The organism is Nonomuraea sp. 3N208 (assembly GCF_052245935.1).
In the GTDB taxonomy this organism is placed as follows: Bacteria; Actinomycetota; Actinomycetes; order Streptosporangiales; family Streptosporangiaceae; genus Nonomuraea.
Genome location: NZ_JBQQBR010000013.1, coordinates 239,071 through 264,237 on the forward strand (window position 1 = coordinate 239,071; position 25,167 = coordinate 264,237).

A 25,167-nucleotide genomic window follows, 5' to 3' on the forward strand; every position below is an offset into this window, starting at 1 on the left:
ATAGATACTGCAAGGTAAGAGCCCGGTTGCAGCTTGGCCGAACTCGTACGGGAGAATGGGACACGTGACGAGGATCGTGATCATCGGTGGCGGACCAGGCGGCTACGAGGCGGCGCTGGTGGCGGCTCAGCTAGGCGCCCAGGTCACGATGATCGAGCAGGACGGGCCGGGCGGCGCATGCGTGCTGACCGACTGCGTGCCGTCCAAGACGCTGATCGCGACCTCCGTCCGCAAGCAGGCGCTGCTCGACGCGCCCTCACTCGGCCTGTCGTTCGACGGCGGGCCCGACGGCGAGGCCGGGACGGTCGGCGTCGACCTGCCGATGGTCAACAAACGGGTCAAGGAGCTGGCCCAGGCTCAGTCCGCGGACATCGCCACCCGTGTCGAGGCCGAGGGCGTCGAGATCATCAAGGCCCGTGGGCGGCTGGTGGATCCGCAGGTCGTGCGGGCGGGGGACCGGACCATCCGGGCGGACGTCGTGCTCGTGGCCACCGGCGCGACGCCGCGGGTGCTGCCCGGGGCCGAGCCCGACGGCGAACGCATCCTCAACTGGCGCCAGCTTTACGACCTGGAGGAGCTGCCCGAGCACCTGATCGTGATCGGGTCGGGCGTGACCGGAGCGGAGTTCGCCGGTGCCTATCGGTCCCTCGGCGCCGAGGTCACGCTGGTCTCCAGCCGGGACCGGATGATGCCCAACGAGGACGCCGACGGTGCCGAGGTGCTCGAAGAGGTCTACCGGCGGCGTGGCATGAACGTCATGGGGCGTTCGCGCGCGTCCTCCGTCAAGCGCACCGCCGACGGAGTGGTGGTGACCTTGGAGGACGGGCGCACGGCCGAGGGGTCCCATGCGCTGATGACGGTCGGCATGATCCCCAACACGTCCGGGATGGGGCTGGAGGAGGCCGGGGTCCAGCTGGACCGGGGCGGCTTCATCAAGGTCGACAAGGTCTCGCGCACTTCCGCGCCGGGCGTCTACGCGGCCGGTGACTGTACGGGTGTGCTGATGCTGGCGTCGGTCGCGGCCATGCAGGGGCGGATCGCCGTGTGGCACGCGCTCGGGGAGGCCGTGCAGCCGCTGCGGCTGGCCACGGTCGCCTCCAATATCTTCACGGACCCGGAGATCGCGGCGGTGGGGGTCGCCCAGCGGTCCATCGAGGCGGGCGAGATCGAGGCGAACGTCGTCAAGCTGCCGCTCGCCACGAACGCGCGGGCCAAGATGCAGGGCTTCAACGACGGCTTCGTCAAGCTGTTCTGCCGGCCGCACACGGGGATCGTGCTGGGCGGGGTCGTGGTGGCGCCGCGCGCGTCGGAGCTGATCCTGGCGGTGTCGGTGGCCGTCCAGCAGCGGCTGACGGTTGATCAGCTGGCGCACACGTTCGCGGTCTACCCGTCGATGTCCGGCTCGATCACCGAGGCCGCCCGCCGCCTCATGCAGCCTCAGACGGCCAGCGGCATCTAGGTTCGCCTACGCCCGGGATCGCCCGCCGGTCCGACGATGGCGCGATCGCCCGCCGGTCCGACGACGGCGTCGGCGGTGTCGGACTGCTTGTGGTGCGCCTGACGCATGCGCTCCCGGTCCTCGTGCGCTGCACCTGATACACCTTCTGTCCGGCGCGGACGCGCCCGCAGGCTGAAGGCTGTGGCGGTGCGGCGTCCACGGCGCGGACCGCCCAGTTGGGATGGAAAGCAAACTAATCGACGGCTCGTTGCCGTTGACGTTTGTTGGTATGGACAGCAAACTAACTCACGAGTTGGCGCAGCCGTTTCGTAAGGAGCTTCCATGCCCTATCGCCCTCCCTTGGTCGCGCATGAGTACTTCGTCGCGGACCCGCCCGAACTTCCGGTTCGCGCACGCGGCGAGGGCGGCCTGTCGGCGGTGACCGCGGCCGAGCTGGTCGCGGCCGACGGCGCCGAGGTGATGCTGAAGGCGGTCACCACGGCGGAGGAGACGCTGGTCGTGCAGGTGGGTGTGGCCGGCGAAGGTGTGATCCGGGTGCGGTTGTCGGAGGACGCGGCCGCCAGGCCACGGTCGGAAGGGGCCATCTCGCTGGTGACCCCCGGCACGTACTCAGGGGCCCGTGCCGGGGTCACTCCAGGTGAGCCGATTGTGATCGACGCGGGATCCCTGAAGGCCGAGATCAGCCTCGCGCCGTGGCATCTGCGCTTCACCGACGCCTCAGGAGCCACGCTGCTCGAGCAGGACGGTGGGCACACCGACATCAGCGGACGGCTGCGTACGCTCCCGTTCGGCCGCTCGAGCGCCGGCGGCGCCGCCGTGGCGTTCCACGAGAGCTTCACCGCCGCGCCCGACGAGGCGTTCGCCGGGTTCGGGGAGTCGTTCGCGCGGCTGGACAAGCGCGGCCAGCGGCCGGTCATGTGGAACTTCGACGCGTTCGGCGCCGAGTCGCAGCGGGCGTACAAGAACGTGCCCATGTACGTGTCGAGCCGCGGCTACGGCGTGCTGGTCGACAGCGGCGCGCCCACCGAGTTCGACGTGTGCCAGTCCACCCACAGCGTCGTGCAGATCCTGGTGCCCGACGACGTCATGGACTACTACGTGCTCGCGGGGCCGACGCCGTCAGACGTTCTGGATCGTTACGACCGGTTGACGTGCCGCCCGTCGCTGCCGCCCAAGTGGGCGTTCGGGACCTGGATCTCGTCCGGGTTCTGCGTGGACAGCCAGGAGCGGGTGCTGGCCAGGGCGCGCACGATCAGGGAGCGCGGCATCCCGTGCGACGTGCTGCACCTGGACACGTACTGGCAGACCGACGGGCACTGGTCGGACCTGCAGTGGGATCCTGCCAACTTCCCGCAGCCGGAGCGGATGCTGGACGAGTTGCATGAGATGGGGTTCAAGGTCTGCCTCTGGATGAATCCCTACATTTCCCATCTCAGTCCAGCCTTCGAGGAGGCGGCCCGCGCTGGATATTTCCTGAAGAAGCAGGACGGGGAGGCGTACGTCGCCGACTGCTGGCACGGGTCGTTTCCGGCCTGCGGGATCGTGGACTTCACGAATCCGGCGGCGACCGGCTGGTTCAAGGGGCTGCTGAGAGACCTGCTGCGCCAGGGCGTGGACGCGTTCAAGACGGACTTCGCCGAGGGCGTTCCCGCGGACGCCGTCGCGTACAACGGGATGAGCGGGACCGACCTGCACAACGTCTACACGCTGCTCTTCAATGACGCGGTCGCCGACGTCACCCGTGAGGTCAACGGGCACGGGCTGGTGTGGGCGCGGTCGTCGTATCTGGGTGGGCAGCGGCACAGCGCCCAGTGGAACGGCGACACCTTCACGAGCTACGCCGCCATGGGCAGCACGATCAGGGGCGGGCTCGCGCACGGCCTGTCCGGGGTGCCGTTCTGGAGCCACGACGCGGGCGGGTTCACCGGCCGGCCGTCGGACGATCTGTACGTCCGCTGGACCCAGTTCGGCGCCCTGTCTCCGCTGGTGCGGCTGCACGGCACGACCACTCGCGAGCCGTGGGAGTTCCCGGCCGTCGAGGAGCTGGCCGTGCAGGCACTGAAGCTGCGTTACCGGCTGATGCCGTACATCTACTCGGCGGCCGTCGAGGCCGCGCGCACCGGCGCGCCCATGATGCGGGCGCTCTGCGTGGACTACCCGGACGACCCCGTGGCCTGGCAGGCAGATCTGGAGTACCTGTTCGGCCGCGACCTGCTCGTCGCCCCCATGGTCGCGCCCGAGGGTGTCAGGCAGGTGTACCTGCCGCACGGCCGGTGGGTCGACTACTGGACGGGCGAGGTGCTGGAAGGCTCCCGCTACGTCCGGGTCAGCAAGCCGCTCGACCAGATCCCCCTGTTCGTCCGGCACGGCGCGCTCATTCCGGTCTCCGAGCAGGGAGACACGATCGACGTGCCGCAAGAGATCACCCTCGTCGCCTTCGGGGGCGGCGACGGCACCACAGAGATCCACGACGAAGACGGCGTGACGGTCGCCGTCGCAACCAGGGACGGCGACGAACTGCGTGTCGCCGTCACCGGCCCGAAGCGCGTCACCGCGGTCGAGATCGCCTCGGTGGCCGGAGCTCCCGCGCGGGCTGAAATCTCGTAACACCCCCTGGAGGGATCATGCGCAAACTCAGAGGCGCGGCGGCGCTGGCCGCCGCTGTCCTGGTCCTGACGGCCTGCGGCTCCGGCGGCACCGAGAGTCCTCCGACGCAGGGCAACCAGCCCCGCGTGCTGAAGCTCTGGCACTACGAGTCGAAAGACAGCGCCATGGCCAAGGCGTGGGCAGAGGCCATCAAGAAGTTCGAGGCGTCGCACCCGAACGTGACCGTCAAGTTCGAGGAGAAGGGCTTCGAGCAGATCCAGAAGACGGCGAGTATGGTGCTCAACTCCGATGAGGCGCCCGACATCATGGAGTACAACAAGGGCAACGCCACCGCCGGCCTGCTGTCCAAGCAGGGCCTGCTGACGGACCTCTCCGAGGAGACCACCAAGCGCGGCTGGGACAAGCTGCTGCCCGGTGGCCTGCAGACCACCGCCAAGTACGACGACCGGGGAGTCATGGGCTCCGGCAGCTGGTTCGGCGTGCCGAACTACGGCGAGTTCGTGATGGTCTATTACAACAAGGACCTGTTCGACAAGCACAAGGTCAAGGTCCCGACCACGTTCGAGGAGTTCACGGCCGGGCTGGACACGTTCGTCAAGGCCGGGGTGACGCCCATTTCGAATGCCGGTGCCGAATACCCTGCGCAGCAGATCCTCTACCAACTCGCGCTCACCAAGGCGCAGAAGCCGTGGCTCGATGCGTTCCAGTCCTACAAGGGCAAGGTCGACTTCCACGGTCCTGAGTTCACCTACGGCGCGGACACATTCGCCGACTGGGTGAAGAAGGGCTACATCGCCAAGAACTCGGCCGGGCTCAAGGCCGAGGACATGGGCGTGGCGTTCATGAACGGCAAGTTCCCCATCATGATCAGCGGCAGTTGGTGGTACGGCCGCGTGGCGTCCACGATCAAGGACTTCGAGTGGGGTCACTTCCTGTTCCCCGGCGCCACCATGTCGCCGGGTTCGAGCGGGAACCTATGGGTCGTGCCCGAGAAGTCGAAGAACAAGGACCTGGCCTACGACTTCATCGACATCACGATGAGCAAGGAGATCCAGAACCTGCTGGGCAACTCCGGCGGCGTTCCCGTGGCCGCCGACCCGGCTGCGATCACCGACGCCAAGAGCAAGGAGCTCATCGAGTCCTTCAACAAGCTGACCACCGCCGACGGCCTGGCCTTCTACCCCGACTGGCCGGCGCCCGGCTACTACGACGTGCTCGTGGCCGGCGTCCAGGAGCTGATCAACGGCAGCAAGGCCCCCTCCGCGGTGCTGGACGAGATCGCCAAGCCCTACGAGGACAACCTCGCCGACATTGGCAACTGAATGAGAGTGCGTACGAGGGGGTACTGGCTCTACCTCATCCCCAGCCTGCTGCTCTTCCTGGGCGTCATCGTCGTCCCGTTCCTCATGAACGTGGGCGTGAGCTTCACCCGCTGGTCCGGGGTGGGCACGCCCAGGTGGATCGGGTTCGACAACTACACCAGGCTGCTCCAGGACGAGCGGTTCTGGCAGTCGTTCCAGCACAACGTGGCGCTGATCGTGGCCATGGCCATCGTGCCGACCGCGATCGGCCTCGTGCTGGCGGCCGCGTTGTTCGACTACATCGGCAAGCGGTTCGGGGCCCGTACGGCCTCGGCGCTGCGTGCGATGTACTACCTGCCGCAGGTCCTGCCGGTTGCGGTGGCCGGCGTGGTGTGGGGCTGGATGCTGCACCCGTCGTACGGCGCGGTCAACCAGATCTTCGGGCTGGAGCTCGACTGGCTCGGTGATCCCGACCTGGCGCTGGCCACGGTCATGGCGGTCATGGTCTGGTTCCAGCTCGGATACCCGGTCGTGATCTTCATGGCCGGGCTGCAGCGGGTGGATCCGGCCTACTACGAGGCGGCCGAGATCGACGGGGCCTCGTGGTGGCGCAAGTTCTGGCACATCACGATCCCGCAGATCCGGCCGGAGATCTTCGTGGTGCTGCTGACGTGCACGATCGCCGCGCTGAAGGTGTTCGGGCCGATCTTCGTGCTGACGCGGGGCGGACCGGGGAACGCCACCATGGTCCCCTCGTACTTCTCGTACCTGAATTTCTTCCAGAAGAGCAACGTCGGGTACGGCTCCGCGATCGCCACGGTGCTGGCGCTGATCATCATCGTGGTGACGTTCCTGTTCCTCCGTGTCCAGGAGCGTGAGCAATGAGGGGTCCCGGACGCTGGGCGGTGCTGTTCGCGCTGGTCGTGCTCGCGGTCGTGATGGTGTTCCCGTTCGCGATCGTCGCGATGAACGCGGTCAAGTCGCCGGCCGAGTACAGCACGCAAGGGCCGCTGAGCCTGCCGGACGGGCTCTATCTCCAGGGCATCATCGACTTCTGGAACCGGGTCGACTTCGGCACCAAACTCTGGAACAGCTTCATCATCAGCGCCTCCGTGGCGGTGCTGGCCGTCGTGCTGTCGGTGCTCAACGCGTACGCGCTGGGCATCGGCAGGGTGAAGGGCCGGTTGTCCATCCTCGTGTTGTTCCTGGTGGCCAACACGCTGCCGCAGGAGGCGCTGGCCTACCCGCTGTACTACCTGTCCAAGGCGGTCGGGCTCTACGACACGCAACTGGCCGTGATCATCGTCATGACCGTGATCCAGGCGGCGTTCGGCACATACCTGCTGAGCGCGGTCCTGGGGCAGTTCCCGAAGGAGATCCTCGAGGCCGCGGCGATCGACGGCGCGGGGCGGCTGCGGTCGCTGTTGCGGATCGTGGTGCCGATCAGCAGGCCCACCATCAACGTCCTGCTGATCTTCTTCTTCATCTGGACCTGGAACGAGTTCTTCCTGCCCCTGATCTTCCTGATCTCGAACGACACCCAGACGGTGCCCGTCGCGCTCGCCGTCCTGCAGGGCGAGAAGTTCATGGACGCCACCATGTCCAGCGCTTCGGCCCTGCTCGGCGTCGTGCCGGCGATCGCCTTCTTCCTGATCTTCCAGCGAACGCTGACCCGAGGTGTGACGGTCGGCGCCATCAAATGATGGAGACCTTTATGCGTTCAAGAATCCCGTTGTTAGCGACCCTCACCCTGGCGGCCTCGCTGCTCGCCGTGCCGCCCGCCCAGGCGGTGGACTACCCCTTCCAGAACCCGAGCCTGCCGCTGGAGCAGCGGGTGAACGACCTGCTCGGCCGGCTCACGCTGGATGAGAAGCTGAGCCTGCTGCACCAGTCACAGGCGGCGATCCCCCGGCTGGGCATCGCCTATCACAAGAACGGCACCGAGGCGCTGCATGGCGTCGCCTGGTCGAACCACCTCAACGACGGCTGGAGGCAGAAGCTCGCCAACGGCACGGTGTTCCCGCAGGCCGTGGGCCTGGCCAGCACCTGGGACCCGAAGCTGATGAAAAAGGTCGGCTCCGCGGTCGGCGACGAGGTACGCGGCTTCAACGACGTCGACCCGATCCTGTGGGGTCTACAGGTATGGGCGCCCGTGGTGGACCCGCTGCGTGACCCGCGGGCGGGCCGCAATGAGGAAGGATATTCGGAGGACCCGCTCCTGACCGGAGCCATGGCGACGGCCTACGGCAAGGGCCTGCAGGGCGACGATCCCTTCTACCTGAAGGCCGCGCCCGTGCTGAAGCACTACATGGGCTACAACAATGAGAACAACCGCAGCCTCACCTCCTCCAACCTGACGCCGAAGCTCAAGCGCGAGTACTACGAGCAGGGGTTCAAGGCGCCGATCTCGGCGGACGCCGCCACCGGCGTCATGGCCTCGTACAACCTGGTCAACGGGCGGCCCGCGCACGTCAACCCCGACCTGAACACCGAGGTCAGGTCGTGGACGGACAAGACGCTCTACAACGTCAGCGACGCGTGGGGCCCGCACGCGCTCACCGACCTGCAGAAGTACTTCGACAACAAGCCCGAGGCGTTCGCCGCCGTGCTGAAGAGCGGGCAGGACAGCTTCACCATCGACGACAGCAACAGCGGGCCGCTGGTCACGAACCTCAAGGCCGCCCTCGACCAGGGCCGGATCGCTGAGGCCGACGTGGACAACGCGGTGCGCCACGTCCTGTCGATCCGGACCCGGCTGGGACACTTCGACCTGGACGGCGGGCCGTACAAGAAGATCACCAAGGATGTGATCAACAGCCAGGAGCACCAGAAGCTCAACCGCGAGACCGCGGCCAAGGCCGCGGTGCTGCTCAAGAACTCCGGCGTGCTGCCGCTGGCCAAGCCTCAGTCCGCGGCCGTGGTCGGCCCGCTGTCGGCCAAGCTCTACCGCGACTTCTACTCCGGTCAGATGCCCTACCAGGTGACCCCGCTCGACGGGATCAAGGAGCGGGTGAGCGACGTCAGCACCGGTGAGGGCCTGGAGCGGATCGCGCTCAAGCACCTGGCCACCGGCAAGTACATCACCGCCACCGGCACGGGCGCCGACGACAACGCGGCGCTCACCGACACCGCGCCCACGGCCGCCTCCCAGTGGGACCTGACCGACTGGACCAGCGGCGTGTCCACGCTGCGCAACGCGGGCAACGGCAAACTGCTCGGCGGCGACTGGCGCTCGCTCGACACCGACGACGCCGAGCCCGACGGCTGGTACGTGGGGCAGCAGTTCGCGCTGGAGCGCCAGCCCGACGGCAGCTACCTGATCAGGTATGCCGGCTACGAGAACGTCGAGGGCTGGTACGGCCTGCCGGACCCGTACGTCACGGTGACCGCCGATGGCGCGCTCGCCCTGGCCCCGAAGGCCGAGGCGGCGAAGTTCGGCAAGGAGGTCGTCGCCGACGGCATCGCCGCGGCCGCCGCGCAGGCCGCCAAGGCCGAGGTCGCGGTCGTGGTGGTGGGCAGCCACCCGTTCGTGGCCGGGCGCGAGTTCCACGACCGCGACAACCTGCAGCTCGGCGACGGGCAGAAGCGGCTCATTGAGGCCGTGCGCAAGGCCAACCCGAAGACCGTCGTGGTTCTGGAGACCAGCTACCCGGTGATCGTGGATGCGCCGAACCTGCTGTGGACCACGCACGCGGGCGCCGAGACCGGCCGCGCGGTCGCCGACGTGATCTTCGGCGATGTCAACCCGGCCGGCCGACTTACCCAGACCTGGCCCGCGTCGGACAACCTGCCGAACAAGCTGGACTACGACCTGACCAAGACCGGCATGACCTACCTGTACGGGAAGGGCAAGCCGCTCTACTCCTTCGGCCATGGGCTCAGCTACACCACGTTCGGCTACCAGGGCCTGGAGGTCCGGGGTGACAAGGTGAGCGTGAAGGTCACCAACACCGGCAAGGTCAAGGGCGACGAGGTCGTCCAGCTCTACACCCACCAGCGCGAGTCCCGCTTCAAGCAGCCGGTCAAGCAGCTGCGCGGCTTCGAGCGGATCACGCTGAACCCGGGCGAGACCCGTACCGTCTCCTTCACCCTGAAGAAGCCGGACCTGGCCGTCTGGGACCACACCCGGAACAAGTGGGTCGTCGAGAACGCCACCCACGACGTCCTCGTCGGCTCCGCCTCCGACCGGATCCGCCAGACGACCACCCTGCGCGTGTCCGGTGAGAGCGTCCCGGTCCGCGACCTGGCCAAGACGACCAGGGCGATGGACTTCGACGACTACTCGGGGATCTTCTTCGCCGACGAGACCAAGGTGAGCGGCGAGGTCGTCGAGGGCTCGGCGGGTGACTGGATCTCCTTCACCGGCGCTTCCTGGGGCACCCGCCTCACGGCCTCGGTGTCCTCGGTGAGCGGCGGCTCGGTCGAGGTGCGCAGCGGCTCGCCGACGGGCACGCTGCTGGGCACCCTCCAGGCGCCCGCCACCGGCGGGATCTACCAGTACGGCACGGCGAGCGCGACCGTGAAGGCGGGCACGGGGAGCCTGTTCCTCGTGTTCAAGGGCGACCTGCGCATCAAGGACTTCGCCCTCACTCGGTGATCATGTCGTGATCGGCGTCCGGCAGAATCTGCGATCCACTCCGCGGACATAAAAGGAGATCCATGAAGCGGATGATCGCAGGCGCCGTCGTGGCGGCCATGGCCGTGCTCATGGCCGCCACTCCGGCCGAGGCGTCCGACCCCCTTGCCGCGCTCAAGTCCAAGCTGGGCGCGGGCAAGGGGGTGACGTTCACTGAGGCCACGTCCCACGTGGACGACACCGGGACGACGACGTTCCTCAAGCGCACCGGGAAGATGCAGTTCGGCAAGTCCGGCATCGTCGCGTCCGACATCACCGCCGACTTCAAGCGGTACCAGGGCGGCATCTTCGACTACATGTACCGGCTGCGCTCGGGACGCACGATCTGGGTCGGCGGCAAGACCTACAGCACGGCCCCGATGCTCTATGAGGTCCCCGAAGGCAAGAAGTGGCTCAAAGAGCCGCTGGGCACGACCGGCGGCTGGCTCGGCACGTTCGCGCAGCTGGTCAATCCGGCCGAGCCGGCGACGCTGAAGGTGCTGCTCAAGGGGAAGAAGCAGGGCCGGACGTACTCAGGGAAGATCACCTACAGCGCGCTCGCGAAGGTGTCGCCGTGGTTCCGCGTGTCGTCGCCGTTCAGCGAGAAAGAGAAGACGGTGATCGAGTACAAGCTCACGCTCGGATCCGACAATCTGCCTAAGAAGCTTGTCACCTCCCACCTGGCGTCCAGTCACGTCGCCGAGGGCGTCGAGGTCGGGGACGGCAAGTTCAGCACCGAGACCCGCTATGAGCGCTGGGGCGCTCGGGTGAGCATCTCCGCCCCGCCGAAGAGCCAAGTCGCGAGCTGACGAAATAAAGATTCCCTCCCACGCTGTTGGATAGTATCGTTATCCAACAGCAGGATAGTCCTGCTATCTAAAGGGGGAAGTGAATGACCGTCATCGTTCTACTGGTCGCCACGCTGGTGTTCCGCCTCCTCGGCGTGCTGGGCGTGGCCCGCTTCGCCACCTGGCGGGTCAGCGCCGCCCATGGACTAGCCGTCATGCTGGTCATGACGGCCAGTGCCCATTTCGTCCCGGCGGGCGTCACCTTCATGCCCAACCATGGCGACATGGTGGCCATGGTGCCGCCGTTCGTGCCGTTCCCCGCCTTCATGGTCTACCTGACCGGTGTGCTGGAGCTGGCCGGGGCCGTGGGGCTGATGCTCGAGAAGACCCGCAAAGCCGCCGGCGTCTGTCTGGCGGTGCTCTTCGTGGCCATGCTTCCGGCGAACGTGCACGCCGCGCTCAATGACGTCACTCTCGGCGGCGAGCCCGCGACGCCGCTGTGGCAGCGCGTCCCCGAGCAGGTCCTCTACATCGGGATCGCGTTGTGGGCCGCTCGTACACGTATCCAGTCCACGGTGAACTCCTTCGGGTAAGTGCCTCCTGGCTGGAACTCGTAGATGTTGAGCATGAGCTGCATCGGATACGCCGGCGACTGGTTCACCGTCCGCACGTGCCGCCCGTCCACGGAGAAGGAGACGTGGCCGGGCGTCCAGTCGGCGGCGTAGACGTGGAACTCGCGGGCGTCGATGGGCAGCGTCTCCCCCGTGAAGTCGTCGGTGATGGCCGGGTCGCCGAACGGGTGCACGCCCATGCCGATCCGCGCCTCGGTCGGCGTGACGTCGCGGCCGAAGATCTCCGCGACGCAGATCTCGGCTGAGTGCTCGGGCACGGCCTCGAAACCGATCAACCACAGGGCCACCATGCAGTTCGGGTCGTCGATCGCCTTCGCGCGCATCTCGATCCGGCCGTACTGGGGGGTGTAGAGCCGGGCCTCGGGGTGTTCCTCGCGGACCACGGCGCCGCGGCCGTGCTGCCCGATCCGGCTGCCGACCGGGCCGGAGAAGAGGCCCGTCTGGAGAGAGGACACCCGCAGGTCACCCTCCAGTTCGGGGGACCACGGCGGCTGGTCCTCCTCGATCAGCAGGGTCAAATGGCCGTCTTCGAGCCGGTAGCGGGCCGCCGCGGCGGCGCGGGTGGTCCACTGCGGCAGGTAGTAGGGGATCCACTTCGTCTCGTCCAGGCGGTCGCCCTCGAAGGTGTCCTCGAAGTCGCTCATCGAACCGTCCACCCCCCGTCCACGACCAGCGTGTGCCCCGTGACCAGGGACGCGGCGGGCGAGACCAGGAACAGCACGGCCCCGGCCACGTCCATGGGCTCGCCGATGCGGTGCAGCGCCGCGATCCGCTCGATCACGTCCGCCTCGAACGCCGGGTCGGACAGGGCCTCGGCGGTGCCCGGCGTGCGGATGAACGTCGGCGCGACGTTGTTGACCGTGATGTCGTGCGGGCCCCACTCGACCGCCAGGCAGCGGGTGAGGTGGGCGATCGCCGCCTTCGTCATGCAATAGATGGATTCGCCGGGCAGGGCGACCTCGCCGGCCTGGGACCCGACGTTGACGATCCTGCCGTGCTGCTGCTGGATCATGACCCGGCCCGCGGCCTGGGTGGCCAGGAAGGTGCCCTTCAGGTTGACCGCGAGCGTGCGGTCGAAGTCCTCCTCGGTGACGTCCTCCGCCGGGTTGCCCGGCGCGATCCCGGCGTTGTTGACCAGGATGTCGATCCTGCCGAACCGGTCCACAACGTCCCGCACCGCCTGGGCGATCTGCTCCGGGACGGTCATGTCCATCTGGAGAGGCAGCGTGGAGCGCCCTAGGCCGGCGATCTCGCCGACCAGCCCGCCGTCCTCGTCGGCGTCCCGCAAACCGATCGCGACGTCGGCCCCGGCGTTGGCCAGCGCCAGTGAAATGGCCCGGCCGAGCCCTCGCGCCGCCCCCGTGACCAGGGCGACCTTTCCGTCCACCCGAAACTCGGGAAACACTGCCCTCACCCCTTAATTCGTTGTGTATCCAAACTATTGACCTCCACCTCGCACGTGTGTGAGCCTTCTAAATGAGCTCATGCGCGAAGGCGCGGTGACGGTCAGGGTCCTGCAATCTGATCGTGCATGGCGGTCATCTGACGCCTTTGGGGCGCCTGTTGGCGTGCCTGGAAAGGGAGAGCCGCGCATGCGAAGAAGATTATTCGTCATGCTGACGACCGCCGCCGTCCTGCTGGTGGCGGCTGTCGTGAGGATGTCGCCGGTTTCGGCCGTCGCCTCGGATCCGTACGCGTACAAGAACGTCAGGATCGACGGTGGCGGCTTCGTACCGGGGATCATCTTCAACCAGACGGAGCGGAGCCTCATCTACGCCCGCACCGACATCGGCGGGGCATACCGCTGGAACCAGTCCACCAAGTCCTGGACCCCCTTGCTCGACTGGGCCGGCTGGGACAAGTGGGGCTACAACGGCGTGATCAGCCTCGCCACCGACCCCGTGCAGACCAACCGCGTGTACGCCGCCGTCGGCATGTACACCAACAGCTGGGACCCGAACAACGGCGCGATCCTGCGCTCGACCGACAAGGGCGACACCTGGCAGGCCACGGCGCTGCCGTTCAAGCTCGGCGGCAACATGCCCGGCCGCGGCATGGGCGAGGCACTGTCCGTCGACCCGAACGACAACCGGGTGCTCTACTTCGGCGCCCCCAACGGCAACGGCCTGTGGCGCAGCACCGACTACGGCGCAACGTGGGCCAAGGTGGCGAGCTTCCCCAACCCGGGCAACTACGCTCAGGACCCGAACGACGCCAACGGCTACTTGAGCCACAAGCCGGGCGTGGTGTGGGTGACCTACGACCCACGCTCGTCCACCAAGGGCACGGCGACCAAGACGATCTACGTCGGCGTCGCCGACAAGGAGAACACCGTCTACCGCACCACGGACGGCGGCGCCACGTGGTCGCGGCTGGCCGGGCAGCCCACCGGCTACCTGGCCCACAAGGGTGTGCTCGACACCGTCAACGGCTACCTCTACATCGCCACGAGCGACACCGGCGGCCCGTACGACGGCGCCAAGGGAGACGTGTGGCGCTACGCCACTGCGACCGGCACCTGGACCCAGATCAGCCCCGTCCCGTCCTCCAGCAGCGACGACTACTTCGGCTACAGCGGCCTGACCATCGACAGGCAGAACCCGGGCACGATCATGGTGGCCACGCAGATCTCGTGGTGGCCTGACGTGATCTTCTTCCGGTCCACCGACTCCGGTGCCACGTGGACCCGCGTGTGGGACTGGACGTCGTACCCGAACCGCAGCTTCCGCTACAAGATGGACATCACCGAGAACCCGTGGCTGACGTTCGGCGGCAACCCGCAGCCGCCCGAGGTCACGCCGAAGCTCGGCTGGATGACCGAGTCGCTGGAGATCGACCCGTTCGACTCCAACAGGATGATGTACGGCACCGGCGCCACCATCTACGGCACCGAGAACCTCACGCAATGGGACGCGGCGGGTGGCCAGTTCACCATCAAGCCCATGGCCAAGGGCCTGGAGGAGACGGCCGTGCTCGACCTGATCAGCCCGCCCAGCGGCGCACCCCTGGTCAGCGGCCTCGGTGACATCGGCGGGTTCCGCCACACCAACCTGGACGCCGTACCGCCGATGCTGTTCACCCAGCCGAACTTCACCTCCACCACCAGCCTCGACTACGCCGAGAAGTCGCCGTCGATCATGGTAAGGGCCGGCAACTTCACCGACGCCGACCGCCCGAACGACAGCCACGTGGCCTTCTCCACCGACGGCGGCGCGAACTGGTTCCAGGGCTCGGAGCCGGGCGGCATCAACGAGGGCGGCACGGTGGCCGCGGCGGCCGACGGCTCCCGCTTCGTGTGGGTGCCCAAGGGCGTCGCACCCGTCTACTCGGTCGGGTACGGCAACTCCTGGCAGCAGGCGTCCGGCCTGCCCACTGACGCCGTCGTGGAGTCCGACCGGGTCAACCCGATGAAGTTCTACGGCCTCAGCGGCGGCCGCCTCTACGTCAGCACCAACGGCGGCGCCACCTTCACCGCCACCACGGCCACGGGCTTGCCCACCAGCGGCAAGTTCAAGGCGGTCCCCGGCATCGAGGGCGACCTCTGGCTGGCCGGCGACGGCGGTCTATGGCACTCGACCAACAGCGGCGCCTCCTTCACGAAGGTGTCCGGGATCACCAAGTCCGTGAACGTCGGCTTCGGCAAGGCCGCCCCCGGCGGGAACTACATGGCGATCTTCGCGGTGGCCACGATCGACGGCGTCACCGGCCTGTACCGCTCGGACGACGGCGGGTCGAGCTGGCTGCGCATCAACGACGACAAGCACCAGTGGGGCAACATGGGCGAGGCGCTCACGGGCGACCCGCGCGTGTACGGCCGCGTCTACCTGGGCACCAACGGCCGCGGCATCATCTACGGCGACCGCACCGGCCCGCCCGTCACGGTCACCCCGACGGTCACCCCCACCGTCACGGTGTCGCCCACGGTCACTCCCACCGTCACCCCGACCGTGACCCCGACGACGGGCACGGGGTGCACCGCCACCTACAAGCCCGGCAACCAGTGGCAGGGCGGCTTCCAGGCCGAGGTGTCGGTCCAGAACAGCGGCTCGTCGGCGATCACCGGCTGGAAGGTCACCTGGACGTGGCCGGGTGACCAGAAGATCACCCAGCTGTGGAACGGCACCCCGACCCAGACGGGCGCCAACGTGAGCGTGACGAACGCCAGCTACAACGGCAACCTGGCGGCGAACGCGTCCACGTCGTTCGGCTTCACGGGCAGCGGCACCGCAGCCACTCCTCCCACCCTCACCTGCACCCCCGCATAGGACGAGAGGGCGCCCCGGCACGCGTACGTGCCGGGGCACCTCGCGCAAGTAGTCGACCTTGCGATGCAGCTCGCGGCGGGGTCCGCGGTAACCCGGGAACGCTTGGTGGAGTCCGGGACGCCAGAGCTGTTGGTCATAGTTGTTGCCGCGCCCGAGCAAGGACACGTAGAAGCCGAAGGAGAGCTCCTCGGCGACTGACAGTGGGTTGGGAGGCAAACCGGTGCGTTACATCTGCTGCTCGGCTTCATCGATCCTCTGCCGGGCGCCGTAGGTCAGGGACACTCGGGGATGGGTCCACCAATCCCGGCGTCCGAACATGGCCGAGAGCTGCCTCGTCATGGCGGTGCGCAGAGAGATCTCCAAGTACTGAAGCGGCCCGTAGAACGCCTCGCTGATCTCGGTGTTCCAACAATGCAGGCGCAGGGCGGCGACAGGGTCGTCCGGGCAACGCAGTTCGTACTCGGCCATGCGAATCGGGGAAAGCAGATCCCTCAGCCGCTTGGCTTCCGCTTCCTGCATCCGAACTTCCGTCTCGACGGCGTGGTACGGTAACTGCATAAGCCCCGGTGTTGCCTCTGCTCAGCAAGCAGCCGGGGCACAGCTCTGTATGGTGACTGAGCCGAAACACCCAGAGCGCGTGAAACGGCTTCGGTCCTCCTGCAGCTGACGAGCGCAAGGCGCATGATCGCGAATTTGGCAGGGTGGTGGCGCGGACGCCGACTGTCATACATAGGTTACGGTACGTGGCCATGCCTCAGCCGCCGCCATGTTCTCCGAGGCAGTGACGCATGCCGACCTGCTCCAGCGTAAACCCCGAGATGGGGGCCCAGGTGGCACGATCCGTGGGGTAGCGGTCGTTGACGCCATCACCCCGGCGGTCGGAGGGTGGAGGTGTGCAGCAGCGCCGCATCGTATTCGTGATCTTCGACGGGTTCCAGTCCCTCGACCTGGTGGGCCCGCTCGAGGTGTTCCAGCACGCGGGCGGCTACCTCTGCCAGATCGTGGCCCCCCGTCCAGGCGCGGTGCGGGCCTGGAGTGGCCTCCCGGTGCACGCAGAACACGGCGTCACAGATCTCGACCCCACGGGCATCGACACCCTCGTGGTGGCCGGCGGAACCGGAGTGGACCAGGCCCGGCACGATCCCACGCTGATCGCCTGGATCAGGGCGGCCGCCGCCGGGGCCCGCCGCGTCACCTCGGTGTGCAGCGGCGTGTTCCTGCTGGCCGCTGCGGGCCTGGTCAGCCGGCGGCGGGTCACGACCCACTGGGCCCGCGCGCGGCAGCTCGCCGAGGAGCATCCCGACGTGCGGGTCGACACCGACCCGATCTTCATCAGGGACGGGAACGTGTGGTCGTCGGCCGGGGTGACCGCCGGCATGGACCTGGCACTCGCCCTGGTGGAGGACGACCTGGGCCAAGACGTCGCGCTGCGGGTGGCCCGCTACATGGTGCTGTTCCTCCGCAGGCCCGGCGACCAGTCCCAGTTCAGCGTGGCGTTGTGGTCGGCACAGCCGTCCAGCGACCCCATCCGCGCGGCCGTGGCCGCCATCCACTCCGATCCAGGCGACCGGCACGGCATCGCCGACCTGGCGGCGCACGTCGGGCTGAGCCCGCGTCACCTGCAGCGCCGCTTCACCGCCGAACTCGGCGTGCCGCCCGGCGCCTACGTCGAGCGCGTACGGGTGGAGGCGGCGCAGCGCGCCCTGGTCGCCGGCGACGACCCCGTCGAGGCCGTCGCCCGCCGGTGCGGCTTCGGCAGCGCCGAGACCCTGCGCAAGACCTTCCACCGGCACTTGGGGGTCGCGCCATCCGACTACCGCGACCGTTTCCGTACCACTGTCAGAAAGTGAGGCTCACCCGTGGCCACCTATGGACTGTTGATCTTCGATGAGGCCGAGGAGCTGGACTTCGTGGGCCCCTGGGAGGTGTTCACCTGCTCGTCGCGGGTGCGGGGCGGCACCGACACGGCAGTGCTCGTCGCCGAACGGCCCGATCCGGTGCGCTGCGCCAAGGGCATGCGGGTCCTGCCCGATCACACCCTTGACGACCACCCGCCGCTGGACGTGCTGCTGGTGCCGGGCGGCCGGGGCGCGCGCGAGGTCCAGGTGCACAACGAGGCGGTGAAGGGCTGGATCGCCAAGACCGCCGCGCAGGCCACGTGGGTCAGCAGCGTGTGCACCGGCGCGCTGCTCGTGCACGCCGCCGGACCGGGGCGCGGGCGCCGCATGGCCACGCACTGGGCCTTTGAGGACGCGCTGGAGGAGCAGGGCGACGTCACAGTCGTCCGCGACGCCCGCTACGTCGTGGACGGCAACCTCGTCAGTAGCCAGGGCGTGTCGGCCGGGATCGACAGCGCGTTGTGGCTGATCGGACGGCTGCACGGGCGCGAACACGCCCGCGCGGTGCGCCGCCACCTCCAGTACGACCCCGCGCCTCCGTACCTGGCGGACGAGCCGAGCTAGCCGACGAAGATGTCCTCGGGCAGGAACGCCGACACCAAGAAGCTCGGCACGTCGACCAGCTGGCTGACCTTGAGGTCGACGGCGACGCTGCAGAGCGCGTACGCCTGCTGCGCGCTCCACCCCCGCTCCCCGAGATGGTCGATCATCTCGAGCAGCGCGTTACGTGCCGCCAGCGTCGCGTCCTCGGCCGCCACCTGCCCGTCCCGGCGTGCACCGCGAACCGAACCCGCAGCGTGGCGTTCATCTCGATGGCGGTCCCACAGGCCTCGCAGTCGCCCTGCGCGAAGTGCGCGTCCCCCGCCGAGAACAGCACCCCGGCGTGTCCAAAGCGGCATCTTCGACTACATGCAGGACCAAGAAGCGGTCAACCGTCACCCCGCACCCACCCCGCGGCAACTCGTCGAGGTCGCCCTGGCCCACCCGCCCGCCTTCCGGCCCGGCCAGGGCTGGCAGTACTCACAGACCAACTACGCCCTGTCGGCATGCTCATCGAGCGGGTGACCGGCGGCGCTCTGGCGGACGAGATCTCCAAGCGGATCACCCGTCCCCTCGGGCAGACCGGCACCTACCTCCCGCGCGGCGCCGACACCAAGATCCGCGGACCGCACTCACGGCACTACTTCAAGCTCCACTTGCCCGACCCCAACGCCAAGATCTACGACCTGACCGAGCTCAACCCGTCAACGTTCTGGGCTGCCGGCGGCATGATCTCCACGGTCGGAGACCTCAACCGCTTCTTCGGCGCTCTCCTGAGCGGCCGCCTCCTCCCGCCCAAGGTCCAGCGGGAGATGTTCACCACGGTCCCGACCAAGGACTGGGTTCCCAACGCGGCCTACGGCCTGGGAGCCTCCTCGGTGAAACTTTCGTGCGGGAGGACGGTCTGGGGGATGGGTGGCGCCATCTTTGGCTCGTGGTCGTACGCCTACGGCAGCCGCGACGGAAAGCACCTGATAACGACCAATGTCAACGCCGACTGGGTCGGCTGGCCGCCGCCTCAACCTTCGCCGCGTCGCGTTCGGGGTCGACCAGCAAGGCGAACAGCGCTCCTCCCACGATGGCGACACCACCGGCCAGCATGAACACGGTGGCGTAGCCCTCGGCGAGCGTGCCCGCCGCTCGTGCCGTGTCGAGGACGTGACCCGTGATCAATGGCCCGGTGGCGGCCAGGAGACCGGCCACGGCCAATCCGGCCGACAGCACGCTCCTTTGCTGTCCCGGTGGCGCTATCAGCACGAGAACCGGATTGAGCACGGCGTTGACGCTGATGGCCAGTCCATAGCCCAGCATCAGCAGGGCGAACGGCACCACCGGCCCGGAGGCGAGCGGCAGGGCGGCGAGAAAGGCGCCGCCCAGCGCGAGCAGCACACCGCCCCACAGCCCGCGGGCGCGGCGGGCCGACGTCCCCCTCCTGAGCATTCGGTCGCTCCATGCGCCGTACCCGTACAGGAACACCATGGCGGTGATACTCGGCACGCCGAACAGAGAGCCCGCGGCCACCGCAGAGAAGCCCAGGCTCACCTGGAAGTAGGACGGCAGCCAGGTGAGGACGACGATCGCGAGCATCGCCACCGCGGTGTACGCGGCCACGAAACCGGCGAACGTGCCCGTCAGCAGGATGGAGCGAAGCGGCGCACGCGATCCGGTTTCCGCGACGGTCTCGGTGGCCGCCGCCTGGCCATGTGGCCCCTCTCGCCCGATCAACAGCCAGCCCACGCCCCAGGCGAAGCCCAGGAGGGCGACGGCGAGGAATCCGGCCTCCCAGCTGAAGGCGGCGATGAGGAAGGCCAGAGGCGGGGCGAAGAGTAGTTTGCCGAAGGAAGCTCCGGTCGTGAGCAATGCCGTGGGCAAGCCGCGCCGCTCGTTCGGCCACCAGGTGTAGGCGGTGGCGTACGCCGCCGGTGCCGCAGGGCCCTCGGCCGCGCCGAGCATGAAACGCGTCGCCAGGAGCAGCGTGCCGGAGGCGGCGAAGACGATCGGCAACTGGAGCAGCGACCAGATGACGACGACCGTGAAGAGGGTGACTTTGACCGGCAGCCGGTCGGCTACCAGGGCGTACAGGAGTGCCGAGAGCGGACCGAGCAGGCCCGCGGCGCTGCTGATGGCGCCGAACTCGGCTGCCGAGAGCCCGAGATCGGTCATGGCCGGCTGGGCGACGAGCCCGAGGATCGCCTTGTCCAGATATGAGATCAGCATGACGCCGATCAGCATCACCGTAATGCTCCAGGCCGGCACCGGACGAGGCTTGGTCGCTGTGATCGGCGCGATGATCGGCTCGCGATGCGGCAGAACATGCTCGCTCACCATGATGGGCTCCTCCCTGGGAGGCCGACGTTGAGCGCGGCGTTGATGAGGACGTCGAGCTGGAGTTCGCAGCCGCCGGAACCGGTCCGGGCTCCGGGAGCCGTGGCGGGCTCAGCCGTTGACGAAGGTGAGGCTGGTCGCGTCGTAGCGGGTGCCCGCGACCTGCTCGGGCGGGGCGGCGGCCTCGATGGCGGCGAGGTCCTCGGTGGACAGCTCGACGTCCAGGGCTGCGAGGTTCTCCTCCAGGTACCGCTGCCGCCGGGTGCCGGGGATCGGCACCACGTCGTCGCCCCGGTGCTGGACCCAGGCCAGGGCGAGCTGGCCGGCGGTGACGCCCTTCGCCGCGGCCAGCTCGTTCAGCTTCGCGACGATCGCCAGGTTCCGTTCGAGGTTGCCGTCGGCGAAACGCGGCTGGCTGCGCCGCACGTCGGTCTCCGCAAGCCCTTCGACCGAGCTGTACCGGCCGGTCAGGAAGCCGCGCCCGAGCGGGGAGAACGGGACCAGGCCGATGCCGAGATCGCGGCAGACCGGGGCGATCTCCGCCTCCAGGTCGCGGGTCCACAGCGACCACTCGCTCTGCAGCGCGGCGATCGGGTGCACCGCGTGCGCCCGCCGGATGGTTCGCGCGCCGGCCTCGGACAGCCCGAGGTGGCGGACCTTCCCGGCCCGCACCAGCTCGGCCATGGCGCCGACGGTCTCCTCGATCGGGACCTGCGGATCGACCCGGTGCTGGTAGTAGAGGTCGATGTGATCGACCCCGAGCCGGCGCAGCGACGCCTCGCACGCCTGCCGCACGTAGGCGGCGTCGCCGCGGATCTGGGTGGGCTCACCCAGGCGGTTGGCGAAGCCGAACTTCGTGGCCAGCACCACCTCGTCGCGGCGCCCAGCGATGGCCCGTCCGATCAGTTGCTCGTTGTGCCCGGCGCCGTAGAAGTCGGAGGTGTCCAGAAAGGTCACGCCGAGGTCGAGGGCGTGGCGCAGCGTCGCGATCGACTGCGCGTCGTCGGCGGCGCCGTAGCCGTGGCTCATGCCCATGCACCCCAGGCCCTGCGCGGGGACCGCCAGTTCGCCTAGGTGCCGGGTGGGGACGTCGGTCATGCTGCTGCCTCCTGGGCTCGGGATCATCTGCCCAGACGCTAGGGGTTAGAGCGCGCTCCAAGTCAACCGGGCGTGAACGTCATCACCGGCCCTTTGTGGCGCAGGCGCGTTGTCCGGGCAGGTTCGGCGTCATGCTCGCTGAGCTGCACCTTCACCCTGGGCGTCTCCTCTGTGACGTTGTCGTGCGGCACGACGACGGTCTGAGGGATGGGCGGCGGGCTTCCTGCGGTGATCTTCGCCTCTGTGCGATTCGCCAACCGTCCTCCCATCGAGAGTTAGCTACTCTTTGCATATCGGCCCCGAGATATCGCCACTGCTATGCATGCGACCCGGGGCAAGCCTTTTGGGTTGTAATCGCACACTCCGGCTGCACCCGGCCTCGCCCACATCACGCTCTGCGTCGTTGTGCGAGTCAAAGAAATCATTGGTTGAGATCGTATTTCGGGCATTCACGTTGCTGGTGAGAATTGGGACCACCAAGGCTAGCTCCAATGCGGAAGGGTTCAATGCATGCGGGATTGACGGGACATATGGTCCCTTCGTAGCGTTTCTGTCGCGATCCCGCCAACGTGCACGAGCGTTTTCTGTCGACTCATGACAGTTACGGAGGAACTTTCGGCATGCCCGAAAACAGACCGACGCGATACCGGTGAGGAACGCCTCAGGAAGCCTGCAACGTATTGGCGCGCGACGCAGAAATCGACAGGCGCGCCTAGCCGTCGCCCTGCTCTATGTGATCATGAGCATGCCCATCGGCGGATGGGCCGCCCGAGTCCCCGAAGTGCGCCGGCAGGTGGGTGCGGACGATGCTATCTGGGGCTTGGCGAACACCGTGCCGAGCATGGGAAACGTCGTCGGGCTCTGCGTGATCGTCCTGTTGGCGGGGCGGGTCAGCAGCCGTCTGCTTGCCGTCGTCGGGGCTGGGCTCGTCCTCCTGACCGTGCCTTTGACGGCATGGTCGAACAGCTTCACGTCGGTGGTGTTCGGCCTGACGACGTGGGCTCTGGTCGCCCACATCATGGACATCCCCATGGGCGCACTCGCGCTCGAGGTTCAACGTCGCTACCGCAGGCCCCTCATGGGCAGCTTCGACGCCTGCTTCGGTGCAGGGACCCTCATCGGCGGACTGGCCGGCACGTTGTCCGCGGCCCTGGACGTACGGCCGTGGGTACAGTTCGCCGTCACAAGCGGACTGCTCGCGCTGTGCTTGGCGATGGCGGCTCGATGGCTGCCCCAGGAGACCATGGAGGGAAACGGGACGCTCCGAACGTCGGTGCGCAGAAGGTTCAACCGCCGGGTGCTCCCGATCACCGCTATGGCCTTCCTGTCCGGATACGTGTCCGAGTCGGCGATCCTCTGGAACGCCATCTACGTCTCCGACACCATGGGCGCGGGCTCCGTTGCCGGCGGCATCTCCTACACCGCTGCCGCTACTGCTGGCACCCTGGCGTTGCTGGCCGTGGACCGAGCCACGGCACGCCTGGGCATTGTCCGCCTCGTGCGGATGTCCACCTTATTTGCGGCGGCAGGATTCGGTGTATGTCTCGTGATCAGTAGTCCTGCAGCGGCGATCATTGGATTCGTCCTGCTAGCGGCAGGGATGTCAGCCGTGAATCCGAGCATCTACACCCTTGCCGGAAATCAGGAGGGTCTGTCGTCGAGCGAGGGCGTCTCAATGGTGGAGATCGGGCAGATGCCGGGAGCGTCGATCGTTGCGCCGGCGTTGATCGGTGCCTTGGGCGGCGCGATCGGACTCGGCTTCGCTTTGACATCCATCGTCATCGCGGTATTGCTGCTCAGCGTGCTGGTGGGACGAGTCCGCCATGTCAATTGCCAGGGGTAATGTGGCGGCCATCGTGGACAAGGTGAAGGAAGCAGCGCCCGTGTTCGCGATGGGGCCGCTGGCACCGCAGTCGCAAACTGCTACACCTCCGTGAGGACGTAGAGCAGAGCATTCATGCTGGTTCCGCTGACGATGTCGCGCTTGTCGATCAGACGGCGAATGTCGGAGAGCGGTACCCACTCGATGCGCTCGGCCTCCCAATCTTCGGTGGGCGGCCCCATGTGCTGGGCGCTGTCCGTGCGGAATATGTAGTGCTCGGAGTCGGAGATGCCGTTGGTCGGCTGGGTGTAGAGCAGTGGCCGCAATGGGCCAGGCCGCCAGCCGGTCTCTACTTCGACCTCGCGAGCGGCGGCTGCGACTGGCTCCTCGCCCTCGTCGATCTTGCCGATCGGGATCTCCCAGCCCCAGGTGTCGGTGATGAAGCGGTGCCGCCAGATGAGCAGTACGCGGTTCTGGTCGTCGGTGACGACGGCACCTGCTCCTGGCGCGGTACGAATGAGCCGGTGATCGAGATGCCTCCCGTCCGGAAGCTCCACGTCGGCCACCCGCACGTCGAGCCAGCGGTCGGTGTAGAGCGGTTCTTCCGAGTGAACCTGCCAGTGCATGCGGCTGCACCCCTAGGTGGACGCCTGGACCGACACCACGCTACAGGGGGATGCCCGCCTGCTGCCTGGGGCGAGCGACAAACGCCTTGACCGGTGGCGTGTCGTCCGCGCTCAGGGCCGTGATCACCCACTCGATGCGTTCGGCAAGGCGCTCCGACTCCATCCCCTCGGTGCAGTCGAGCATGCTCTCCGCGGTAGAGGCGGCCTGTTCTAGTTCACCACGTTCGGCCACTCGGGCGGCCAGCGCTCGTAGGGTCTGAAGTGTCTGGCCGGACTAGGCGGCAGTGTGCGGGCTGAACGAGAAGCTTGAGCGATCGTCGTCCAAGGCGATGTTCAGCGACGCATCAAGCGCCCTGGTGAGCCGTGCGAGCAGGGCGAGAGTGGGCACCGTCCCACCGCTCTCAATGTTGGAGATCTGCGGCTGAGTCATGCCCGCACGCCGCGCAAGCTCCACCTGGGAGAGGCCCAATGCGGTCCGCCGGTCGTAGACAGCCTGTCCGAGCGCGAACGCATACCCCGCTTCCACGTACGCCTCGGACACCTCGACCTTCTCGCCGAGCAATGCACGGGTACGCCGCGTCTTCCACTGTGAATGGTTCAACTTTCTGTCACCTCCCGGACATAGATGTGGCCCGCCACCGGATGATCGGCTTCGCACACTTTCTGGACCTGCCTGGCCCGCTCGATCTCAGCATCCTCTCTCATGCGTGTCTTACGGGAAACCGTCAAGAACACGATTCGTCGCCCAGGCGCGAGCCAGTACGTCAGTCGTACCGCACTGCCCTCCAAGTTGAACCGCAACTCCCGTACCTTGCCGCCCAGGTGCCTGGAGTAAGGTTCGCCCAGCGTGGTCGGCTGCTCTGCGAGCATGTCAGCGGCGCGCTCGACCTTTTAGCCCGGGTTGATCGGCTTCCAGCTTTCGGATAGCGAGGCTTGCAACTCTTCCTCGACGGCGATCCTTTCCGCCAGCTCGTCAAGGGTCCACGCAAGGAGGCCGTAGGACAAGCCTTGGTCGTACTGGTCTTGGGTGTAGCGGATAAGTCTTGTCGAGTTGGACGAATCACTGAGGTGATCTCAGAGAAATAATTCGGGGCGATTGGGGATTTCTGGGACGCAGGCGGTGCCGTTTCGGGCCTTTCGGGAGGAGTCGTCGAAGGCCGGAGACAGGCGTGGAGCCTCCGGTAGATGAGT

The 25,167-nt window shown here is 67.7% G+C and carries 24 protein-coding genes and 1 pseudogene; 14 read left to right on the forward strand and 11 right to left on the reverse strand.

The genetic code is table 11. The features are described from left to right. Positions 1-64: 64 nt before the first annotated feature. From ACTWPT_RS21750 to ACTWPT_RS21785, 8 genes are all read left to right on the forward strand, one after another. Complete coding sequence (locus tag ACTWPT_RS21750; RefSeq protein ID WP_443179252.1) at positions 65-1,459, forward strand: NAD(P)H-quinone dehydrogenase; 1,395 nt, start codon at positions 65-67, stop codon at positions 1,457-1,459. Positions 1,460-1,780: 321 nt separating this feature from the next. Continuing rightward, positions 1,781-4,066, forward strand: a complete 2,286-nt coding sequence (locus tag ACTWPT_RS21755; protein WP_443179253.1) for a TIM-barrel domain-containing protein — start codon at positions 1,781-1,783, stop codon at positions 4,064-4,066. Between the two features lie 17 nt (positions 4,067-4,083). Then, the gene (locus tag ACTWPT_RS21760; RefSeq protein WP_443179254.1) at positions 4,084-5,388 is read left to right on the forward strand and encodes an ABC transporter substrate-binding protein; all 1,305 of its coding nucleotides are present in this window, start codon (positions 4,084-4,086) and stop codon (positions 5,386-5,388) included. Next, a complete protein-coding gene (locus ACTWPT_RS21765; RefSeq protein ID WP_443179255.1) occupies positions 5,389-6,252 on the forward strand; it encodes a carbohydrate ABC transporter permease in 864 nt (287 codons plus the stop codon). Continuing rightward, positions 6,249-7,070, forward strand: a complete 822-nt coding sequence (locus tag ACTWPT_RS21770) for a carbohydrate ABC transporter permease (protein ID WP_305920202.1) — start codon at positions 6,249-6,251, stop codon at positions 7,068-7,070. The genes ACTWPT_RS21765 and ACTWPT_RS21770 overlap by 4 nt, the downstream gene beginning before the upstream one ends. An 11-nt stretch (positions 7,071-7,081) precedes the next feature. After that, positions 7,082-9,964 (forward strand): glycoside hydrolase family 3 C-terminal domain-containing protein, encoded by a 2,883-nt coding sequence (locus ACTWPT_RS21775; RefSeq protein WP_443179256.1) that lies wholly within the window; start codon positions 7,082-7,084, stop codon positions 9,962-9,964. Positions 9,965-10,026: 62 nt separating this feature from the next. Then, entirely contained in the window at positions 10,027-10,791 is a 765-nt protein-coding gene (locus tag ACTWPT_RS21780) for a hypothetical protein (protein WP_443179257.1), read from the forward strand. Between the two features lie 83 nt (positions 10,792-10,874). Next, a complete protein-coding gene (locus tag ACTWPT_RS21785; protein WP_443179258.1) occupies positions 10,875-11,363 on the forward strand; it encodes a DoxX family protein in 489 nt (162 codons plus the stop codon). Here ACTWPT_RS21785 and ACTWPT_RS21790 read toward each other — a convergent pair. Both ACTWPT_RS21790 and ACTWPT_RS21795 read right to left on the reverse strand, forming a co-directional pair. Next, positions 11,297-12,046 (reverse strand): glycoside hydrolase family 16 protein, encoded by a 750-nt coding sequence (locus ACTWPT_RS21790; protein ID WP_443179259.1) that lies wholly within the window; start codon positions 12,044-12,046, stop codon positions 11,297-11,299. The genes ACTWPT_RS21785 and ACTWPT_RS21790 overlap by 67 nt on opposite strands. Next, positions 12,043-12,807: an SDR family NAD(P)-dependent oxidoreductase gene (locus tag ACTWPT_RS21795; RefSeq protein WP_443179260.1), complete on the reverse strand. Its 765-nt coding sequence runs from the start codon at positions 12,805-12,807 to the stop codon at positions 12,043-12,045. The genes ACTWPT_RS21790 and ACTWPT_RS21795 overlap by 4 nt, the downstream gene beginning before the upstream one ends. Before the next feature lie 187 nt (positions 12,808-12,994). Here ACTWPT_RS21795 and ACTWPT_RS21800 point away from each other — a divergent pair, with 187 nt between their 5' ends. Further along, the gene (locus tag ACTWPT_RS21800) at positions 12,995-15,667 is read left to right on the forward strand and encodes a cellulose binding domain-containing protein (protein ID WP_443179261.1); all 2,673 of its coding nucleotides are present in this window, start codon (positions 12,995-12,997) and stop codon (positions 15,665-15,667) included. Positions 15,668-15,892: 225 nt separating this feature from the next. On the opposite strand, the gene ACTWPT_RS21805 is transcribed toward ACTWPT_RS21800, so the two are convergent. Beyond that, positions 15,893-16,225: a hypothetical protein gene (locus tag ACTWPT_RS21805; protein ID WP_443179262.1), complete on the reverse strand. Its 333-nt coding sequence runs from the start codon at positions 16,223-16,225 to the stop codon at positions 15,893-15,895. A gap of 335 nt (positions 16,226-16,560) precedes the next feature. Between ACTWPT_RS21805 and ACTWPT_RS21810 the strand changes: the two genes are divergently transcribed. Continuing rightward, positions 16,561-17,517, forward strand: a complete 957-nt coding sequence (locus ACTWPT_RS21810) for a GlxA family transcriptional regulator (RefSeq protein ID WP_443179263.1) — start codon at positions 16,561-16,563, stop codon at positions 17,515-17,517. Between the two features lie 9 nt (positions 17,518-17,526). Then, on the forward strand, positions 17,527-18,129 hold the full coding sequence (locus ACTWPT_RS21815; RefSeq protein ID WP_443179264.1) for a DJ-1/PfpI family protein: 603 nt from the start codon (positions 17,527-17,529) through the stop codon (positions 18,127-18,129). Here the strand turns inward: ACTWPT_RS21815 and ACTWPT_RS21820 are convergent. Beyond that, a pseudogene (locus ACTWPT_RS21820) lies at positions 18,126-18,442 on the reverse strand (acetamidase/formamidase family protein). The gene ACTWPT_RS21815 and the pseudogene ACTWPT_RS21820 overlap by 4 nt on opposite strands. A 32-nt stretch (positions 18,443-18,474) precedes the next feature. On the opposite strand from ACTWPT_RS21820, the gene ACTWPT_RS21825 reads away from it, so the two are divergent. Both ACTWPT_RS21825 and ACTWPT_RS21830 read left to right on the forward strand, forming a co-directional pair. Next, positions 18,475-18,630: a hypothetical protein gene (locus tag ACTWPT_RS21825; protein ID WP_443179265.1), complete on the forward strand. Its 156-nt coding sequence runs from the start codon at positions 18,475-18,477 to the stop codon at positions 18,628-18,630. Beyond that, positions 18,612-19,208, forward strand: a complete 597-nt coding sequence (locus ACTWPT_RS21830; RefSeq protein ID WP_443179266.1) for a serine hydrolase domain-containing protein — start codon at positions 18,612-18,614, stop codon at positions 19,206-19,208. Before ACTWPT_RS21825 ends, ACTWPT_RS21830 begins: the two co-directional genes overlap by 19 nt. Here the strand turns inward: ACTWPT_RS21830 and ACTWPT_RS21835 are convergent. The 3 genes from ACTWPT_RS21835 to ACTWPT_RS21845 all read right to left on the reverse strand — a co-directional run bounded on the left by ACTWPT_RS21835 (position 19,093) and on the right by ACTWPT_RS21845 (position 21,785). Then, on the reverse strand, positions 19,093-20,433 hold the full coding sequence (locus tag ACTWPT_RS21835; protein WP_443179267.1) for an MFS transporter: 1,341 nt from the start codon (positions 20,431-20,433) through the stop codon (positions 19,093-19,095). The two genes, ACTWPT_RS21830 and ACTWPT_RS21835, sit on opposite strands and share 116 nt — an antisense overlap. Before the next feature lie 108 nt (positions 20,434-20,541). Continuing rightward, entirely contained in the window at positions 20,542-21,528 is a 987-nt protein-coding gene (locus tag ACTWPT_RS21840) for an aldo/keto reductase (RefSeq protein ID WP_443179268.1), read from the reverse strand. A 62-nt stretch (positions 21,529-21,590) separates the two neighbouring features. Continuing rightward, the gene (locus tag ACTWPT_RS21845; RefSeq protein WP_443179269.1) at positions 21,591-21,785 is read right to left on the reverse strand and encodes a hypothetical protein; all 195 of its coding nucleotides are present in this window, start codon (positions 21,783-21,785) and stop codon (positions 21,591-21,593) included. A gap of 476 nt (positions 21,786-22,261) precedes the next feature. Between ACTWPT_RS21845 and ACTWPT_RS21850 the strand changes: the two genes are divergently transcribed. Further along, the gene (locus ACTWPT_RS21850; protein WP_443179270.1) at positions 22,262-23,371 is read left to right on the forward strand and encodes an MFS transporter; all 1,110 of its coding nucleotides are present in this window, start codon (positions 22,262-22,264) and stop codon (positions 23,369-23,371) included. 80 nt (positions 23,372-23,451) lie between these two features. On the opposite strand, the gene ACTWPT_RS21855 is transcribed toward ACTWPT_RS21850, so the two are convergent. The 4 genes from ACTWPT_RS21855 to ACTWPT_RS21870 form a co-directional block, all read right to left on the reverse strand. Next, positions 23,452-23,976, reverse strand: a complete 525-nt coding sequence (locus ACTWPT_RS21855) for an NUDIX hydrolase (RefSeq protein ID WP_443179271.1) — start codon at positions 23,974-23,976, stop codon at positions 23,452-23,454. 40 nt (positions 23,977-24,016) lie between these two features. Next, positions 24,017-24,160, reverse strand: a complete 144-nt coding sequence (locus ACTWPT_RS21860) for a hypothetical protein (protein WP_443179272.1) — start codon at positions 24,158-24,160, stop codon at positions 24,017-24,019. A gap of 90 nt (positions 24,161-24,250) precedes the next feature. After that, the gene (locus ACTWPT_RS21865) at positions 24,251-24,577 is read right to left on the reverse strand and encodes a helix-turn-helix domain-containing protein (RefSeq protein ID WP_443179273.1); all 327 of its coding nucleotides are present in this window, start codon (positions 24,575-24,577) and stop codon (positions 24,251-24,253) included. Then, positions 24,574-24,846: a type II toxin-antitoxin system RelE/ParE family toxin gene (locus tag ACTWPT_RS21870; RefSeq protein WP_443179274.1), complete on the reverse strand. Its 273-nt coding sequence runs from the start codon at positions 24,844-24,846 to the stop codon at positions 24,574-24,576. The genes ACTWPT_RS21865 and ACTWPT_RS21870 overlap by 4 nt, the downstream gene beginning before the upstream one ends. Between the last annotated feature and the right edge of the window lie 321 nt (positions 24,847-25,167).

Coding starts and splice junctions, on each gene's coding strand:
- ACTWPT_RS21790 (WP_443179259.1), bottom strand. CDS start 12,046: ATGAGCGACTTCGAGGACACCTTCGAGGGCGACCGCCTGGACGAGACG.
- ACTWPT_RS21780 (WP_443179257.1), top strand. CDS start 10,027: ATGAAGCGGATGATCGCAGGCGCCGTCGTGGCGGCCATGGCCGTGCTC.
- ACTWPT_RS21760 (WP_443179254.1), top strand. CDS start 4,084: ATGCGCAAACTCAGAGGCGCGGCGGCGCTGGCCGCCGCTGTCCTGGTC.
- ACTWPT_RS21785 (WP_443179258.1), top strand. CDS start 10,875: ATGACCGTCATCGTTCTACTGGTCGCCACGCTGGTGTTCCGCCTCCTC.
- ACTWPT_RS21870 (WP_443179274.1), bottom strand. CDS start 24,846: ATGCTCGCAGAGCAGCCGACCACGCTGGGCGAACCTTACTCCAGGCAC.
- ACTWPT_RS21800 (WP_443179261.1), top strand. CDS start 12,995: ATGCGAAGAAGATTATTCGTCATGCTGACGACCGCCGCCGTCCTGCTG.
- ACTWPT_RS21860 (WP_443179272.1), bottom strand. CDS start 24,160: ATGCTCGACTGCACCGAGGGGATGGAGTCGGAGCGCCTTGCCGAACGC.
- ACTWPT_RS21805 (WP_443179262.1), bottom strand. CDS start 16,225: ATGCAGTTACCGTACCACGCCGTCGAGACGGAAGTTCGGATGCAGGAA.
- ACTWPT_RS21765 (WP_443179255.1), top strand. CDS start 5,389: ATGAGAGTGCGTACGAGGGGGTACTGGCTCTACCTCATCCCCAGCCTG.
- ACTWPT_RS21835 (WP_443179267.1), bottom strand. CDS start 20,433: ATGGTGAGCGAGCATGTTCTGCCGCATCGCGAGCCGATCATCGCGCCG.
- ACTWPT_RS21775 (WP_443179256.1), top strand. CDS start 7,082: ATGCGTTCAAGAATCCCGTTGTTAGCGACCCTCACCCTGGCGGCCTCG.
- ACTWPT_RS21825 (WP_443179265.1), top strand. CDS start 18,475: ATGCAGGACCAAGAAGCGGTCAACCGTCACCCCGCACCCACCCCGCGG.
- ACTWPT_RS21830 (WP_443179266.1), top strand. CDS start 18,612: ATGCTCATCGAGCGGGTGACCGGCGGCGCTCTGGCGGACGAGATCTCC.
- ACTWPT_RS21840 (WP_443179268.1), bottom strand. CDS start 21,528: ATGACCGACGTCCCCACCCGGCACCTAGGCGAACTGGCGGTCCCCGCG.
- ACTWPT_RS21855 (WP_443179271.1), bottom strand. CDS start 23,976: ATGCACTGGCAGGTTCACTCGGAAGAACCGCTCTACACCGACCGCTGG.
- ACTWPT_RS21770 (WP_305920202.1), top strand. CDS start 6,249: ATGAGGGGTCCCGGACGCTGGGCGGTGCTGTTCGCGCTGGTCGTGCTC.
- ACTWPT_RS21755 (WP_443179253.1), top strand. CDS start 1,781: ATGCCCTATCGCCCTCCCTTGGTCGCGCATGAGTACTTCGTCGCGGAC.